Here is a 15,981-nt window from a genome sequence, read left to right as displayed (position 1 = left end):
GCGCGTCGCGTTCGCAGTGTCCACTGGCGCAACAGCGGAGGCCGCGCCGCGAACGCGCCTTTGCCCGTCCTACGATTCGAGGAGCCATCGTTGAGTTTCGTCGACAAGCATCAGTTGTGGACCGTGGAGCAGGCCGAGGCCGCAGTGCGCATGCGCCGCCTCGCCGAGGAGCACGGCCTCACCACCATCCGCTTCTCGTTCCCGGACCAGCACGGCATCCTGCGCGGCAAGACGCTCACCGTCGATGCGGCGCTGTCCTCGCTCGAGGACGGCTGCTCGATCACGACGACCCTGCTTGCCAAGGATACCTCGCATCGCACCGTGTTTCCGGTGTTCACCGCCGGCGGCGGCTTCGGCATGGCCGAGATGCAGGGCGGCAGCGATGCACTGATGGTCGCCGATCCCACCACCTTTCACGTGCTGCCCTGGGCACCCGGCACCGGCTGGGTGCTGTGTGATCTGTACTTCGCGAATGGCGCGCCGGTGCCGTTCGCCACGCGCAATCTCTATCGGTCGACATTGGCGACGCTCGATCAGCGTGGCTATCAGTTCATGGCCGGCCTCGAGGTCGAGTGCCACATCTTCAAGGTCGAGGATCCCAGGCTCGCGCCCGGTGATGCCGGCTCGCCCGGTCAGCCCGGCGTGCCGCCGACGGTCAGCCTGCTGACGCAAGGCTATCAGTATCTCACCGAGCAGCGCTTCGATCAGATGGAGCCGGCGCTCGAGATCATCAGGGCGAACCTCGTCGCGCTCGGCCTGCCGTTGCGCTCGATCGAGCTCGAATACGGGCCGAGCCAGTGCGAATTCGTGCTGCAGCCGGGCATCGGGGTGGCGCCTGCAGATACGATGGTGCTGTTCCGCAGCGCCGTGAAGCAGATCGCGCAGCGCCACGGCTATCACGCCACCTTCATGTGCCGGCCGCGCATCCCCAACGTGATGTCGTCGGGCTGGCATCTGCACCAGTCGCTGGTGGCGCGCGACGGCAGCAACGCGTTCATGACGGAGGACGCCGAAGGTCTGTCCACGCTCGGCCGTCACTACATGGCGGGCCTGCTCGCGCATGCGCGCGCCTCCGCGCTGTTTTCGACGCCGACGATCAACGGCTACCGGCGCTACCGCGCCTATTCGCTGGCACCGGACCGCGCCATCTGGGGCCGCGACAACCGCGGCGTCATGATCCGCGTGCTCGGCGGCCCCGGCGATCGCGCCACCCGCCTGGAGAACCGCATCGGCGAGCCCGCCGCCAATCCCTACCTCTACATGGCCTCGCAGATCGCAGCCGGCCTCGACGGCATCGACCGCAAGATCGATCCCGGCCCGTCCGCTGACGTTCCCTACGAGACAAAGGCAGATCTCCTGCCGAAATCCTTGGGCGAAGCGGTCGATGCGCTGAAGCAGGACGCGTTCTTCCGCGAAGCCTTCGGTTCGACCTTCATCGACTACTACACCTTCCTCAAGACCGCCGAGCTCGAGCGCTTCCAGGCCGAGGTGTCGGACTGGGAGCAGCGCGAATATTTCGAGATGTTCTGACCACGATGCAGCGCATCGCACGCTGCGCGTCAGCCCGCCGTCGACCCGGATGCTCTGCCCGGTGATGTAGGCCGCGCTCCGTCGGCGGACGCGCAATGCGCCGACGATGATGCGGCTCGGGTATTTCCGTATCCTCCGGATTTGTTCCCCCGCCGCCTCCTCGCATTTTCGTGAGCCCTGTGTCCGCCATCCCGCGCGCAGGCATGCCTGCGGGAACCCGATCCCATCCATCGGCATATCGAAGGGGCGCGTTGCGCAACTCACGCCGGTGCCGGCGCGACCCTGCATGTCATGGAGAGAGAAGGCGGAGCAAGGAAGCATGTTGGAACACAAGCCGCAGCGCGATCGCGCGGTCGTCGACAGCGGCGATGCATCCGATCTGTCATCGGAGCGCCACGACATCTTCTTCGCGGCCGTCGAGACCACGCGGATGCCGATGATCGTCACCGATCCGCGCCGGCCCGACAATCCGATCCTGTTCGCCAACCGGGCGTTCCTGGAAATGACCGGCTACGAGACGTCCGAGATCGTCGGCACCAATTGCCGTTTCCTGCAGGGGCCGGACACCGACCGCGACACCATCGCAGCGATCCGCACGGCGATCGCCAACCGCCAGGACATCGCGGTGGAGATCCTCAATTATCGCAAGAATGGTGCTGCGTTCTGGAATGCGCTGTTCGTCAGCCCGGTCTACAACCGCGACGGCGAGCTGGTCTATTATTTCGGCTCGCAGCTCGACGTGTCGCGCCGCCGCGACGCCGAGAGCGCGCTGGTGCAGTCGCAGAAGATGGAGGCGATCGGCCAGCTCACCGGCGGCATCGCGCACGACTTCAACAACATCCTGCAGGTCATCATCGGCTACACCGAGACCCTGCAGGGCGCCGTCGCCGATCTGGCCCCGCGGCACCGCCGCGCCGTCGAGAACATCCGCACGGCCGCCAACCGGGCCGCGACCTTGACGCAGCAGCTATTGTCGTTCGCGCGCAAGCAGCGGCTCGACAGCCGGCCGATCAACCTCAACAACATGATCGAGACCATGGTGCAGATGGCGCGCCACACGCTCGGCGACAGCGTGCGCATCGTCGTCAAGGCGCAGCCGGGCCTGTGGAACAGCCGCGTCGACCAGACCCAGGCGGAGGTCGCGCTGCTCAATCTGTTCGTCAACGCGCGCGATGCGATGCCGCACGGCGGCACGTTGACCATCCGCACCGAGAACAGGGAGATCGCGGAGGAGGACATCGTGCAGTTCGGCGTGCCCAAGGGCGGGCGCTATGTCGTGCTGAAAGTGTCCGACGACGGCGTCGGCATTCCGCACCATATTCTCGCGCGAGTCGCCGAGCCGTTCTTCACCACCAAGGAGGAGGGCAAGGGCACCGTGCTCGGCCTCGCGATGGTCTACGGCTTCACGCGGCAGTCCGGCGGCAGCACCTATATCTACAGCGAGGTCGGGCTCGGCACGACCGTGCAGCTGCTGTTTCCGGCGACCGAGCAGGCGATCGCCGCGCCCTCGATCCGGACGCAGATGGCGATGGAGCGGTCGGGCAGCGAGCGCATTCTGATCGTCGAGGATCGTCCGGACGTGGCCGAGCTCGCGCGCTCGATCCTGGAGGATTTCGGCTATCGCATCGAGGTCGCCGCCAATGCGCATGCCGCGCTCGAGCTGCTGGATTCGGAGGCCCGCTTCGATCTCCTGTTCACCGATCTCGTGATGCCCGGCGGCATGAACGGCACCGTGCTGGCGCGTGAGGCGCGCAAGAGCCAGCCGAAATTGAAGGTGCTGCTCACCACCGGCTATTCCGATGCTGCGGTCGAGCGCGCCGATGCCAACATCGGCGAGTTCGAGATCATCAACAAGCCGTACCGCCGCACCGATCTGGTCCGCCGCGTCAGGCAGTTGCTCGACGGCCCCACCGGCGTGACCTGATGCGACGCTTGACCCGGCGACTCCTCGCGTCGAAAGTCGGCCCGGAAAGCGGAGATTCAGCCATGCGTCCCGTCACGATGCAGACAGCGGCCGATGCGCCGGCCGTGCCCACGCGCGGCGCGTCGCGCGAGCCCGGCGTGGTCGCGGCCAGCGTCTATGCCGATGGCCGCCGCGTCGCCGACATCGCCATCGAGGAGGCCGGCGCCTGGAGCAGGCGGCCGGGCCATGTGGTGTGGATCGGGCTGCATGAGCCTGATGCTGCGCTGCTGCAGCGCGTGGCCGAGCAGTTCGGACTGCACGAGCTCGCGATCGAGGATGCGTCGAAGGCGCATCAGCAGCCCAAGGTCGAACGCTACGGCGATGCGCTGTTCGTGGTCGCCCGCACCGCGCAGCTCGTCAAGGAGCACATCGTGTTCGGCGAGACCCACGTCTTCGTCGGCCCCGGCTTCGTCGTCTCGGTGCGCCACGGCGCCTCGACCTCCTATGGCGCGGTGCGCGAGCGCTGCGAGAGCTGTCCCGGCTCGCTCGCCAAGGGCGAGGACTACATCCTCTATGCGATCCTCGATTTCATCGTCGACAACTACCGCCCGGTGACCGAGAGCATCATGGCGGAGGTCGAGACGCTGGAGGAGGTCGTGCTGCAGCGGCCGCTCGCGCGTCACGAGGTCGACCTTCTGTATCGCCTGCGGCGCGACCTGCTGCGGCTGCGCCGCGCCGTCGGCCCGGTGGTCGACGTCTGCAAGCGGCTCGAGCACGTCGACAACGTCGCGATCGATGCCGAGATGGCGCCGCTGTTTCGCGACGTCCTCGACCACGCCAAGCGCGCCGAGGAGGATGCGGATTCCCTGCGCGAGATCCTCGCCTTCGTGTTCGAGGCCAGCATGATGGCCGGCCAGGCGCAGCAGACCGACATCGCCCGTCGGCTCACGGCCTGGGCCGCGATCCTGGCGGTGCCGACCGCGGTCGCCGGCATCTACGGCATGAACTTCGAGCACATGCCGGAGCTGAAATGGCAATACGGCTACTACGCGGTGCTCGGCTTCATCGCCACCGTGTGCAGCGTGCTGTATTGGCAGTTCAGGCGGCGCGGGTGGCTGTGAGTTGACGGACCGTTGGTCCCTCCTCCCGAAGCGGGTCCGGTCACTTGCGAGCGGTGCGAGGCGTTGCCCCGAATCCCTGCGCCAAAGCGAGGCGCGATGCCAGTGCACTGAGTGCGGTGGCGTCGAGACCGCCGAGCACGACGTGGCGGCGTGTGACATCGAAATCCGAGCTGCTCATTGGACCCCCCTTGCGGCATGATAGGTTTGCCGTTGAGGCGGCAAGGCGCGTGCCATGGCGCAGCGGTCACGCCGCCGCGGATCGCCCCTGATGCGCGAACCACCACGCGGCGATGGCGTCCGTCAGTTCGTCCCAGATCGCGGTCGGCAGGTCGGGCACGGCGACGCGCACGCTGTAGCGATCCGTGGTGGCGTCGTGAAACCATTCCGTCGCAGCGAAATCGAAGCCGAAGCTCCCGGCGTGGCGGATCGGCAGCCCGGCGCGCCGGAGATCATCGCTCATGGCGGTTGCGGCTTGCCGCGCGGTGGCCTCGTCCAGAGGCGCGCGGCCTGCCAGCGTGACGTAGAGGCCGTGCGCGAAGTCGAGCTCCGCGGTCAGTTCGGGAAGCGTCGTCGCGAATTGACGCCGCGCGCGCCGGCTGTTGCGCAGGATGGCGGCGACGCGACGCGCGGTCAGTTCGCGATAGGCGGGCATCCCGATATAGGGCGGGAAATGCGCCGGCAGCGCCGCGCCGCCGAGCAGCCTGACGGCGTTGCGCGTCTCGTCCGGCAGCGTCTGAAGCGCAACGCGGCTTGCAGAGCCGGCATTGGTCCAATCGCTGAAAGCGACCGAGCCAAGCCGGCCGTACTCGGCGCCGAGCGAGTCGAGCTTGGTGTGGCTGCGCACCATCACGACCGGCACGTCCCAGCGCCGCGCCCAGGCCAGCACGCGGCGAATGCGGCCGGAGCCATTGGCAAAGCAGGTGGTGTCGAAGATCAGGAGATCGATCGCCGGGCGGTCGCAACTCAGCACGGCTTCGAAGCGCGGCGCGGTCGCGCTGGAATCGATCAGCAGCAGCCGCGGCGCGGGCGAGGGCTGCGCCAGCGCGGCGGCAAGGTCGCGGGTCAGCGTCACCGGGCGCAGATGCCGCGCATGCGCCGCGACCAGCTCCTGCGTCTCGCCATAGGAGCCCGGCAGCATCAGCAGGTCCGCCGTGCCGAGAGCGGGCCGCGTCGCCAGCAGCAGCGCCGCGATCGCGGCCATGCCGGAGATGGTGTAGATGGTGTCCTGACGGCTCTCGCCCGCCGCATAGAACGACGGCCCGCGCACGTCGAGATCGGCGCGCTGATAGTCGTAGCTGTAGGCGAACGGGCCGGCGCGATGATCGGCGGCATCCGCCCAGGCCGTCTCCGTCGCGCTCCAGTCGCCCAGCGCGTGCTCCGCCTTCAGCGCGGCCGTGAGCTGAAACTTGCGCCGGATGACCTCCATCACGGCGCGCGGCGCCGGCAGCGCATGCGGTCTCCGCAGGCAGCCGTTCAGGAGCTGCAGCTCCTGATGCTTGCGGGCGAGATAGGCTTCGATCGTCTCCATCGGGCTCTTCACGGGTGATGCGGCCGGGATGCAACGCGCAGGAACTTCCATGGATCCAACGGAGCGCGGCAATGCCGCGCGATTTGCTGTAGTCTGGCCGGACAAGGGAGAAGATGATGAGCAGGGAACTGGAAGGCAAGGTGGCGGCGGTCACCGGTGCGGCGTCGGGCATCGGGCTGGCCAGCAGCGCAGCGATGCTGGCGGCCGGCGCGCGCGTCGTCATGATCGATCGCGACGCCGCGGCGCTGGCGAGCCTGCGCGAGCGGCACGGCGAGGCCGTGATCCCCGTGGTCATCGACCTGCTCGATCCCACGGATTGCGCCACCCTGCTGCCGCGCGTCCTCGATGCGGCCGGCCGGCTCGACATCCTCCACGCCAATGCCGGCAGCTATCTCGGCGGCGATCTCGTCGACGCCAGGACCGACGCCATCGACCGCATGCTGAACCTCAACGTCAACGTCGTGATGAAGAATGTGCGCGACGTTCTCCCCCACATGATCGCGCGCGGGTCCGGCGACATCATCGTCACCAGCTCGCTCGCGGCGCATTACCCGACGCCGTGGGAGCCGGTCTATGCGTCGTCGAAATGGGCGATCGACTGCTTCGTGCAGACGGTGCGCCGCCAGGTGTTCAAGCACGGCATCCGCGTCGGCGCGATCTCGCCGGGCCCGGTGGTGACCGCCCTGATCGCGGACTGGCCGGCCGAGAAGCTGAAGGAGGCGCGCGAGTCCGGCAGCCTGCTGGAGCCCTCAGAGGTCGCCGAGGTGATCATGTTCATGCTGACCCGTCCGCGCGGCATGACCATCCGCGACGTCGTGATGCTGCCGACGAATTTTGATTTGTAGGCGGGGCGGGCCGGGCGCTCGGTCCGCTCGCGGCTCGAACAGCAGCCCCGCTCAGATGGCCTGGTGCACATGCGCTGGGGCCAGCCCCCGTTGAAATACGGGATTCGATTTAAGCACAACCTTAATCATAAGGAACCTAGCGTGGGCCCGCGTAATCCGGGGGCAATGATGAAAATCGGCCGACTTTTTGCAATTTCGATGCTTTCCGTGACGGCTTTGGCCGTCCTCCCTGCTGCACAAGTCGTGATCGAGCAGGTGAAGGCGGTCAGCGACAAGGCCGAAGCGATCAAGACCGTCGAGGCCTTCGGCGCGGTCCTGCTGTTCGCGCAGGATGTCGTGGGTCACCGCGCGCCCTACATCACGCCGATCTTCCAGGAAGGTCCCGCAACCCCCGCGCAGCTCGAAGGCGTGCGCAAGATCAGGCAGTCGTCCGAGGCGTCCTTCGCGAAAGCGCGCGCACAGTTGACGAGCGTGTCCGACAGCGAGGCGATCACCCGCAGCCTGGACCAGGCGTCGTCCAAGCTGTCCGAGATTCTTGCCAAGGTGGACCCCACGCTGACCGCGCCGCTGAGCGCGCGCGACCCGGCTGCGATCAAGAGCTTTCTCCCCGGGGTCACCCAGGTGGCTCTTGCGATCGAGCCGATTCTGAACCGTCTGCAGAACCGCATCGCCAATGCCGACGCGTCGCTGACGACGCTGCTCGACGTCGCCCGCACGGCGCAAGACCTGCGCGTGACCGCCGGCGGTCGTGCCGCCGCGCTGTCGCCGGCGCTCAGCGCCCGCCGCGCCGTGGCTCCGGCCGAGAAGGCGGCGATGGATCGCGCTCAGGGCCGCACCGAGGTCGACCGCGAGCGCCTGGAGGCCGGCATCGACCAGCTCGGCAATCCGGAGCGCCTGCTCACGGCCTTCAAGGACGCCCGGGAGGCCTATTTCGGACGTGCCATTCCGATCGTCGACAAGGACATCGCCGCCGGGCTCGGCGATCTCAACTACGCACTCACCGCCGACACCCTGGCCGATGCGGTCGTCCCGGCCGTGCAGAAGTTCTTCGTCGTGCGCGACGCCGCGATCGCCGAGGCGCGCGACCGCGCCGTCGCGGCGCGCGATGCAGCCTATCTGATGCTCGCGCTGGCGACGGCGGTGGTCGTTGCCCTCGCCGGCATTCTCGTGTTCGTCACCATGCTGCTGCGCCGCCGCGTGATCAACCCGATCGTGAACCTGACCGGCCTGATCGGCCAGATGGCGGCCGGCAATGACGACGTGACGATTCCGACGATCAATCGCGACGACGAGATCGCCGCGATGGCCGGCTCGCTGCAGACGTTCAAGGAGGCGCTGCTCGAGAAGAAGCGCGCCGAGCAGGCGGCCGCAGCCGACGCGCAGGCCAAGATCGAGCGCGGCCAGCGCGTCGAGCGCTTCACCCGCGAGTTCGAGATGGCGATCGGCGAGGTCGTCGGCGTCGTGTCGTCGGCGTCGGCCGATCTGGAACGCTCGGCCTCATCGCTGACGACGACGGCGGGTCGCTCGCTGGAGCTCGCCACCGTGGTCGCATCGGCCTCCGAGGAAGCCTCGACCAACGTGCATTCGGTCGCCGCGGCCGCCGAGGAGATGAGCTCGTCGGTCACCGAGATCAGCCGCCAGGTGCAGGACTCCGCGCGCATCGCCAACGAGGCGCTGGCGCAGGCGCGCAAGACCAACGACAACGTCGCGGAGCTCGCCAAGGCGGCGGCGCGGATCGGCGACGTCGTCGAGCTGATCAACGCGATCGCAGGCCAGACCAACCTGCTCGCGCTCAACGCCACCATCGAGGCCGCCCGCGCCGGCGAGGCCGGACGCGGCTTCGCGGTGGTCGCCTCGGAGGTGAAGGCGCTGGCCGAGCAGACCGCCAAGGCGACCGGCGAGATCGGCCAGCAGATCGGCGGCATCCAGGCGGCGACCCAGGAGTCGGTCGGCTCGATCAAGGAGATCGGCGAAACCATCGCCCGGATGTCGGAGATCGCCTCGGCCATCGCCTCGGCCGTCGAGGAGCAGAGCTCGGCGACGCGCGAGATCTCCCGCAACGTCCAGCAGGCGGCGCACGGCACCCAGCAGGTGTCGGCCAACATCGCCAGCGTCCGGCAGGGCGCCGACGACACCGGCTCGGCCTCGTCGCAGGTGTTGTCCGCCGCGAAGTCGCTCTCCGGCCAGAGCAGCCGCCTCCGCGACGAGGTCAGCCGCTTCCTCGATTCGGTGCGGGCGGCGTAACCCATCAGAGGCTGCGGCGGCTCCGTCGAGGCCGATCGATCACCTGCACAGGCGTCGATTGGCTAGCCGGCCGGGCTTCCGCGATCAGCCCGCCGCCCATTGGGCCCGCGGGCCATTGCAGAAGACAATCCGCGCATGTCAGCATCGGGGCTCGTGCCCCGATGTCCCTCCGCTGTGCGGCCGCGAAGCCCGCAAGCGACGTGCAGGGTCGCGATTCCCCGGGTGTGATCGAGCTATGGACCGCCGGACGACGCGTCGTCCTGCGAAATCGGTGCCGCACGGAACGCCTCTCGCAAGGCCAGAATCCGATCGTCGAGGTTCATGATTTCGGCGGCGCGCTCCAGGTCGCGCCAGAATCCGCCGGGCGGCGTGGTGAGGCGGCCGAGCTCCATGAGTGCGTCGAGCGCAAGCGCGAGCTCATTGTGCTCGAGATATTCGGCGAAGTCCTCGTACAGCTTGGCGCAGGCCTGCACGTGCCGGAGCGGAGGCGCTGGCAGCGCTGTCTGTGCCCGCCCGAGCGAGGCTCTGACCGCCGTCCATCGTGCCGCCAGCTCCGGACTCACCATCTCTCGCTCCCTGCGGTCGGTAAGCTCCATGATGGAATATAGGAGTCAACAAGTCGGCTCAAATCCCGGCTGTGCCCCGATCCATCCTCCGTCTTTCCGTCATCCGCCTGATGGCGCCGAGCATACGCCGGCGGATGAGGCCGCTCACCGGCCGGATCACGAGCCAGTACGGCGGGAGCATGAAGAAGGATGTGCGGCCGGGACAGTAGACGCGCGTCTCGGTGACGAGCCGCGTCATCTCCCTCTCTGGCTCGGCCACGAAGCCGAGCACGAGCTTCGGCGTGCGAACGCCACCGGGCTGAGCTGTGACAAGGAGGCGTGTCATGAATGACGCCGCCCTAGGCAGCGCCGCGCCGAGGTTCTTTTGCTTTTGTGGGTCTGCTCGCTGGAGCGTACCCATATGAGCGCTCGCTCGGGGCTGTTGCAGATTGGCGATCGCCTCCCGCACGAGCGGCGGCCTACATGATGCCTATGCAGAGCGGATCCAATCGGCTGGGGCTCACGTAGGCCCGTCCAAAGTTAAAGCGAACAGGGTAGCCCACCGGGGGAAATTTCGGCCGCCACAACTCTCGCTATCGTCTCAAAAGTTTTCCAAATTTTTTTGTTCGGCTATGTCCATCGGACGAAACAAGTGATGATCAATTCACTGCTGATTCCGTCCATCGTCCCCCGGTGGGCCGATAGATGCTCGCAGGATTCCTGTGGGCAAAGGAGGGGATTATGAACTTTGACCTTCAAACTTTCTCTGTCTTGACCGGCGTCGCCTCAGCCGTGGTGGGGTTGGCCTATAAGCTAATGCCGCGATCCGTTGATCGCCTGAAGCGTGATCTCGAACTTCTGAAACTAGCTCGGGAAGCAAAGGCGAACTTTCTTCCGTTACAGCGTCACGTCGACGCGCAAATCAATGAAGCATATCTCAGTAAAGGGGTCGGCTTTAAAAGATCTTTCGATATTGCTTTTGGTAATGTCGCCTTCGCAATAATGATTACGACCCCGATGATCGGGATTATCGGCGCCGGAATAGCATTTGGTTCAAAGTACCTATTTGCTCTCTCGGACAATGCGGTGAACTCCATCGGCGTCGGTTTTCTTATGCTCGGCATTTTGGGCGGCATAATTGGCGGAGGTGATCTTGCCAAGAAGGACTTGGCTGATGCTCGCAAAGAAATAGAGGAAAGAGAACGAATGCTTGCCGCCGCCGATGAAGAAGAGCTGCGTCGTTTTCGAGCAACCAACTCATCGTCGAGCAAGGGTGAGGCATCTACTGATAATTCAGCTCCCGATGAAGCCGAAACGTCTGCGCACGATTCGCTCGAAACTGGAGGCGAAACGCCGACGCCGCCAGCGCCTAGCTCTTGTCAAGCTCCTGAGGTTGGCGTCGACCGCGATAGCGACCTTAAGGTCAGATCAGCTTGAGAGGCATGCTGATGTGCGTCGAGTTTACGGGAGCATGGCCACCTCAAGCTCGGGCGAGCGGGATTACGGTGACGCTGCACCAAACAACAAAGCTCCCGCATGCCGGCCATGCCCAAACTGCCCGTCGTGCTAGTTTGCCGCAACAATTCCCCTTGTGTCGTCGGGGCTGGGCAAGAACTCAGTGTTCACGGTAAGATTTGGGGGCATGACGAATCGGCCGTTCAAGAGCGGCGAGAGCCGCGATCAAAAGAGCCTGCTTCCGCCTCGGATTGAGGATTATGTCGGGCCGGACAATCCGGTTCGTGCGATTGACAGCTACGTCAACGCTCTCGATCTGGCCAAGCTTGGCTTCCGCCACGCCAAGCGGAGGGGATCGGGTGTCGGGCAGCCGCCGTACGATCCGGCGGACCTGCTGAAGCTTTATCTCTATGGTTATCTGAACCAGATCAGATCGTCGCGCCGGCTCGAGCGTGAAGCCGGCCGCAATCTGGAGCTGATCTGGTTGTTGAGGAACCTGAAGCCCGGCTATCGGACGATTGCGAACTTCCGCAAGGAGAACTGGGCTGCCTTGAAGGCGGCGAACCGTAGCTTCGTCCTGTTGCTGCAGGAGATCGGGTTGATCGGCGGGACCCTGGTCGCGGTCGACGGCGCGCTGTTCCACGGCAATGCCAGCAAGGACAGCATCTTCACGCGCGGGAAGCTCGCCAAACAGATCGCCAAGCTCGATGAGGAGATTGAGGCGTACGGCAAGTCTCTCGACACCAACGACGCGGCGGAAGCCAAGCAGCCCGACGACGGCAAGGATGGCAACAAGGATGGCGGCGATGTCGGGGACAAGATCAAGGAGCTGATGGCCAGGCGTGAACGCGCACAGTCCGATCTGGAGAACCTGGACAAGGGCGACAAGGGACAGGTGTCGAAGACCGATTCCGATGCGCGACTGCTGAGCAAGGGCGACCAGACGATCGCAGGCTACAATGTCCAGAGCGTCGTCGACGACAAGCATAAGCTGATCATCGCCAGCGAGGTCGTCAATCGCAGCGATACAGGACACCTTCATATGATGGCGAAGGCGGCCAAGGAGGGCCTCCAGGTCGAGGCGCTGCAGATACTGGCAGATGTCGGCTATTACAACAGCGAGGATATCAAGGCTTGCGAGGATGACGGCGTCACCGCCTATGTCCCGCTGCATCACGGCAATGGCAAGAAGCACGGTCGCTTCACGCGAGGTGACTTCACCTACAATTCCGCGACCGACACCTACCAGTGTCCCGCAGGCCAAGCGCTGCATCCAACAAAGAAGCTCTGGAAGAATACGAGCGGCAGGATGGAACGCCGCTACCTGGCCTCCGTGGCGACTTGCGGCATCTGCCCCCTCAAGGCGTCTTGTCTCTCTGCGAAGGAAAAAAGCCGCCGCGTCTCTCGATGGGAGCACGAAGAGGTGCTGGATCGTCACCGCCAGAGGATGGCGAGCGAACAGGCCGGCCAATTGATGCGCCGCCGCTCGGCCATCGTCGAGCACCCGTTCGGCACGCTCAAGTGCCGCGCCGGCTATCAGCACTTCCTTGTCCGCGGCTTCGACAAGGTTCGCGGGGAATGGAGCCTCATGGCGCTCTGCTACAATCTCACCCGCGCCCTCAACATTCTCGGCTTCGACGACTTCCTCGCCCGCATCGCCGAATGGGCTCTTGCAGCTCTACATGCCACTTCCGGCGAAGCGAGGGGCGCATGGGAGGCGGTTTCGCTTGCCCTGATCCGATTCTGGACCATGATGCAGTCATGGCTCGAAATTGCACCGCGCCGAGCCCTCTCACCCCCCTAATTCGGATTCTTGCCCAGCCTCGTCGGGCAAATCACCTGCACATTTCCGGCCGTCCCGTGCTCATCGAAAGAGGGGCGTTCGCGAGTCGTCACGAGCGTTGGGTGTGGGATGCGGTGGCCGGGTCGGAGTTGCAGCGCGCATTCGCGAGCGGACGAACAACTTCGATACGGACGGTGAAGTCGCGTGGTCCTGGCCTCCCGATGCTGAGGTCAAGCTCGCTGATGTGCGTCAGTGCATCGCGGGTGATGGGGGCAACAAAGCCCGGTCCCCAGGGAGAGCGCGTATAAATCGTAAGCCCATCGCGCAGGGAGGGCCGGGTGTGTTCGGCCAGACCTGTGGTACCTGCCGCCTGCATTTTTTTCCGCAGGCGGGCCACGGGCGCGGCCAGCGCCCGGCCTTCCCTGCGCCCTCGATTTTCCGGAGAGGGCGGTGCTGCAGCAGAGCTCGGACGCAAATTGCGCCGCGAGGCCGATGACGCGCATCTGTGCGTGGCCTGCGGTCCCGAGGCGTCGCCGAAGATCATGTCGGGGAAGAATGCCCTGGTGCTGCCGGACAGGATTGAACTGTCGACCTCTCCCTTACCAAGGGAGTGCTCTACCACTGAGCTACGGCAGCAAAGGGACTAGCGGGGACCGGCCCGAAGGCCGCGACCGAACGCGGGCGGTTCTTGCCACAAGGTCCCCGCCTGCGCAAGCGCGGCTCGTCCGGTTTTCGGGGAAAGACGTCAGCGTGATGCATCGAAAGGGAGCGAAAGACCTCCGAAATCGGACCGAAATCACCCGTTCACGGTGGATTCTCGCGGTTGGCCGCCCTTGGCGTCCCCAATGCCCGGGTCGCGCCGGCAACTCCCCATCCGGGCAGGCGACGGCCGGTCGGGCGGAACCTAGCGTCTGCGTCGCCAACGCCTCTTGGCTTTCGCATCTGGGGCCCCAATTGTGCCTCTGGTATCGGGTGACCGGGGGAAGGGGATGACGGATAAGACCGGGAAGGCGGCGCCGAAGGGCGCGCGCGAGGAGCGGCTGAAGCAGGCGCTGCGCGAGAACCTGAAGCGGCGCAAGGCGCAGAGCCGCGAGCGCAGCCAGGCGGTGACGGCCGAGGAGGGCGGCGTGGACGAGGCCGCTGCCGACGGCCCGGACGATTCGAAGCGTTGAGCAGATTGCAAGCGGGGTGGGCGTGATGGCAGCGGATGAAGGGATGACGGTGGAGGCAGGGGCACAGCGGGCGGAGCTGGCGAAGACGCTGCCCCGCTTTGAGCAGACCTTTCCAGAGCTGACGCCCCAGGAGATCGCGCGTCTGCGCGGCTTCGGCGAGATCCAGACCTATCGCGACGGCGAGCTGCTGTTCGAGACCGGCAAGCCCGGCCCCGGCATGTTCGTGATTCTCAAAGGCCATGTCGCGATCACCCAGCGTGACGGCCTCGGTCACGTCACGCCGGTGATCGACCAGGGGCCAGGGCAGTTTTTGGCCGAGATCGCCCAGCTCTCCGGCCGCGTCGCGCTGGTCGACGGCCATGCCGAGGGCGACGTCGAGGTCATCCTGATTCGTCCCGAACGGCTGCGCGCGCTGCTGATCGCCGAGGCCGAGCTCGGCGAGCGCATCATGCGGGCGCTGATCCTGCGCCGGGTCAACCTGATCCAGGGCGGCGCCGGCGGCCCGGTCATGATCGGCCCGCCGCAATCGGCTGCGATCGCGCGGCTGCAGAGCTTTCTTACCCGCAACGGCTTTCCGCACCATCTGCTCGATCCCGCTGATGATCACGACGCGGCCGATCTGATCGCGCGCTATTCACCGACGCCCGCCGAGCTGCCGCTGGTGGTGGTGTCCGACGGCAGCGTGCTGCGCAATCCCAGCGAGACCGAGCTGGCGCGTGCCGTGGGGATGATCGGCGGTCCGCGCGGCGAGAAGATCTACGATGTCGCGGTCGTCGGCTGCGGGCCGGCGGGCCTGGCCACCGCGGTGTATGGCGCCTCCGAAGGTCTGTCGGTGGCGGTGTTGGACTCGCGTGCGTTCGGCGGCCAAGCCGGCGCCAGCGCCCGCATCGAGAACTATTTCGGCTTCCCGACCGGCATCACCGGTCTCGCGCTGACCGCGCGCGCCTTCAACCAGGCGCAGAAGTTCGGCGCCGAGATCATGATCCCGGTGGCGGTCAATGCGCTCGACTGCGAGCGCAAGGCCGGCGCCTTCGTGCTGGCGCTCGAGGGCGGCGACGAGGTGCGGGCGCGCTCGGTGGTGGTTGCCAGCGGTGCGCGCTATCGCCGGCCTGATCTCGACCGGCTCAAGGAGTTTGAGGGCCGCGGCGTGTGGTACTGGGCCTCGCCGATCGAGGCGCGGCTGTGCGCGGGACAGGAGGTTGCGCTGGTCGGCGGCGGCAACTCCGCCGGCCAGGCCGCGGTGTTTGTGTCGGGGCACGTCAAGAAGGTGCGGATGATCATCCGCGGCGGCGGGCTTGCCGCGTCGATGTCGCGCTATCTCATCGAGCGCATCGAGGCGACGCCGAACATCGAGCTGTTGTTCAACACCGAGGTCGTCGCGCTCGATGGCGGGGCCGACACGGGGCTCGAACGCATCACCCTGAAGAGCCGGCTGTCCGGCGAAGAGACGCCCGCTGACATCAGCAATCTCTTTCTGTTCGTCGGCGCCGATCCCGCCACCGGCTGGCTCGACGGCTGCGGCATCACGCTCGACCGCGCCGGCTTCGTCGTCACCGGCGCGCAGTCGGAGCAGAATGCCGGGCGGATGGTGTCGCCGCTCGAGACCTCGGTGCCCGGCGTCTATGCGGTCGGCGACGTCCGCTCCGGCTCGGTCAAGCGCGTCGGCGGTGCGATCGGCGAGGGGGCCCAGGTCGTCGCCGCGCTGCACGGGTTTCTGGCCGATGCGCTGGTCCCACCGGTCTGATTCGCGCGTTCCCGCCGCGGCGGGCCGCACCGTCAGGGGATGAATTCCCCGGCGATGCGACCTGCCGTTGCGAACCCATCAAATCGCCGTAATGTCGGTCCTGTTGCGCCG

Annotated in this window: 12 protein-coding genes and 1 tRNA gene; 9 read left to right on the top strand and 4 right to left on the bottom strand. The window is 66.4% G+C overall.

What is annotated here, in order from left to right; all coding sequences use genetic code 11:
* The first annotated feature begins 90 nt into the window (after window positions 1-90).
* From QX051_RS28505 to QX051_RS28495, 3 genes are all read left to right on the top strand, one after another.
* Window positions 91-1,530, top strand: a complete 1,440-nt coding sequence (locus QX051_RS28505; RefSeq protein ID WP_315778408.1) for a glutamine synthetase family protein — start codon at window positions 91-93, stop codon at window positions 1,528-1,530.
* 319 nt (window positions 1,531-1,849) lie between these two features.
* Window positions 1,850-3,454 (top strand): hybrid sensor histidine kinase/response regulator, encoded by a 1,605-nt coding sequence (locus tag QX051_RS28500; RefSeq protein WP_315778407.1) that lies wholly within the window; start codon window positions 1,850-1,852, stop codon window positions 3,452-3,454.
* Window positions 3,455-3,516: 62 nt separating this feature from the next.
* Window positions 3,517-4,554: a magnesium and cobalt transport protein CorA gene (locus QX051_RS28495; protein WP_315773774.1), complete on the top strand. Its 1,038-nt coding sequence runs from the start codon at window positions 3,517-3,519 to the stop codon at window positions 4,552-4,554.
* 244 nt (window positions 4,555-4,798) lie between these two features.
* Here QX051_RS28495 and QX051_RS28490 read toward each other — a convergent pair whose 3' ends face one another.
* Window positions 4,799-6,082: a hypothetical protein gene (locus QX051_RS28490; protein ID WP_315778406.1), complete on the bottom strand. Its 1,284-nt coding sequence runs from the start codon at window positions 6,080-6,082 to the stop codon at window positions 4,799-4,801.
* Window positions 6,083-6,198: 116 nt separating this feature from the next.
* On the opposite strand from QX051_RS28490, the gene QX051_RS28485 reads away from it, so the two are divergent.
* Both QX051_RS28485 and QX051_RS28480 read left to right on the top strand, forming a co-directional pair.
* Window positions 6,199-6,927, top strand: a complete 729-nt coding sequence (locus QX051_RS28485) for an SDR family oxidoreductase (protein ID WP_315778405.1) — start codon at window positions 6,199-6,201, stop codon at window positions 6,925-6,927.
* A gap of 168 nt (window positions 6,928-7,095) precedes the next feature.
* Entirely contained in the window at window positions 7,096-9,171 is a 2,076-nt protein-coding gene (locus QX051_RS28480) for a HAMP domain-containing methyl-accepting chemotaxis protein (RefSeq protein ID WP_315778404.1), read from the top strand.
* 233 nt (window positions 9,172-9,404) lie between these two features.
* Here the strand turns inward: QX051_RS28480 and QX051_RS28475 are convergent, their stop codons facing one another.
* Both QX051_RS28475 and QX051_RS28470 read right to left on the bottom strand, forming a co-directional pair.
* Window positions 9,405-9,737, bottom strand: coding sequence for a hypothetical protein (locus QX051_RS28475; protein WP_315778403.1), 333 nt, complete (start codon window positions 9,735-9,737; stop codon window positions 9,405-9,407).
* A gap of 58 nt (window positions 9,738-9,795) precedes the next feature.
* Complete coding sequence (locus QX051_RS28470) at window positions 9,796-10,137, bottom strand: hypothetical protein (protein WP_315773779.1); 342 nt, start codon at window positions 10,135-10,137, stop codon at window positions 9,796-9,798.
* Window positions 10,138-10,457: 320 nt separating this feature from the next.
* Here QX051_RS28470 and QX051_RS28465 point away from each other — a divergent pair, with 320 nt between their 5' ends.
* Together QX051_RS28465 and QX051_RS28460 are read left to right on the top strand one after the other, a co-directional pair.
* Window positions 10,458-11,153 (top strand): hypothetical protein, encoded by a 696-nt coding sequence (locus QX051_RS28465; protein ID WP_315773780.1) that lies wholly within the window; start codon window positions 10,458-10,460, stop codon window positions 11,151-11,153.
* A gap of 205 nt (window positions 11,154-11,358) precedes the next feature.
* Window positions 11,359-12,975 carry an IS1182 family transposase gene (locus QX051_RS28460; RefSeq protein ID WP_315775967.1) on the top strand — a complete coding sequence of 539 codons (1,617 nt, stop codon included), beginning with the start codon at window positions 11,359-11,361 and terminating at the stop codon, window positions 12,973-12,975.
* 540 nt (window positions 12,976-13,515) lie between these two features.
* Here the strand turns inward: QX051_RS28460 and QX051_RS28455 are convergent.
* Window positions 13,516-13,590, bottom strand: a tRNA-Thr gene (locus tag QX051_RS28455).
* A 353-nt stretch (window positions 13,591-13,943) separates the two neighbouring features.
* On the opposite strand from QX051_RS28455, the gene QX051_RS28450 reads away from it, so the two are divergent.
* Window positions 13,944-14,126, top strand: coding sequence for a hypothetical protein (locus QX051_RS28450; protein ID WP_315778402.1), 183 nt, complete (start codon window positions 13,944-13,946; stop codon window positions 14,124-14,126).
* Between the two features lie 43 nt (window positions 14,127-14,169).
* Complete coding sequence (locus QX051_RS28445; RefSeq protein ID WP_315778401.1) at window positions 14,170-15,870, top strand: FAD-dependent oxidoreductase; 1,701 nt, start codon at window positions 14,170-14,172, stop codon at window positions 15,868-15,870.
* The last annotated feature ends 111 nt before the right edge of the window (window positions 15,871-15,981 follow it).

The organism is Bradyrhizobium sp. SZCCHNR1053 (assembly GCF_032381235.1).
In the GTDB taxonomy this organism is placed as follows: Bacteria; Pseudomonadota; Alphaproteobacteria; order Rhizobiales; family Xanthobacteraceae; genus Bradyrhizobium.
Note: the sequence above shows the minus strand (reverse complement) of the source record. Positions and strands in the feature narration are given on the sequence as shown.

Bases quoted from the DNA above. Each gene is read 5' to 3' on its own strand.
- QX051_RS28445 (WP_315778401.1), top strand. From the start codon at position 14,170: ATGACGGTGGAGGCAGGGGCACAGCGGGCGGAGCTGGCGAAGACGCTG.
- QX051_RS28490 (WP_315778406.1), bottom strand. From the start codon at position 6,082: ATGGAGACGATCGAAGCCTATCTCGCCCGCAAGCATCAGGAGCTGCAG.
- QX051_RS28485 (WP_315778405.1), top strand. From the start codon at position 6,199: ATGAGCAGGGAACTGGAAGGCAAGGTGGCGGCGGTCACCGGTGCGGCG.
- QX051_RS28475 (WP_315778403.1), bottom strand. From the start codon at position 9,737: ATGGTGAGTCCGGAGCTGGCGGCACGATGGACGGCGGTCAGAGCCTCG.
- QX051_RS28495 (WP_315773774.1), top strand. From the start codon at position 3,517: ATGCGTCCCGTCACGATGCAGACAGCGGCCGATGCGCCGGCCGTGCCC.
- QX051_RS28465 (WP_315773780.1), top strand. From the start codon at position 10,458: ATGAACTTTGACCTTCAAACTTTCTCTGTCTTGACCGGCGTCGCCTCA.
- QX051_RS28500 (WP_315778407.1), top strand. From the start codon at position 1,850: ATGTTGGAACACAAGCCGCAGCGCGATCGCGCGGTCGTCGACAGCGGC.
- QX051_RS28460 (WP_315775967.1), top strand. From the start codon at position 11,359: ATGACGAATCGGCCGTTCAAGAGCGGCGAGAGCCGCGATCAAAAGAGC.
- QX051_RS28470 (WP_315773779.1), bottom strand. From the start codon at position 10,137: ATGGGTACGCTCCAGCGAGCAGACCCACAAAAGCAAAAGAACCTCGGC.
- QX051_RS28450 (WP_315778402.1), top strand. From the start codon at position 13,944: ATGACGGATAAGACCGGGAAGGCGGCGCCGAAGGGCGCGCGCGAGGAG.
- QX051_RS28480 (WP_315778404.1), top strand. From the start codon at position 7,096: ATGAAAATCGGCCGACTTTTTGCAATTTCGATGCTTTCCGTGACGGCT.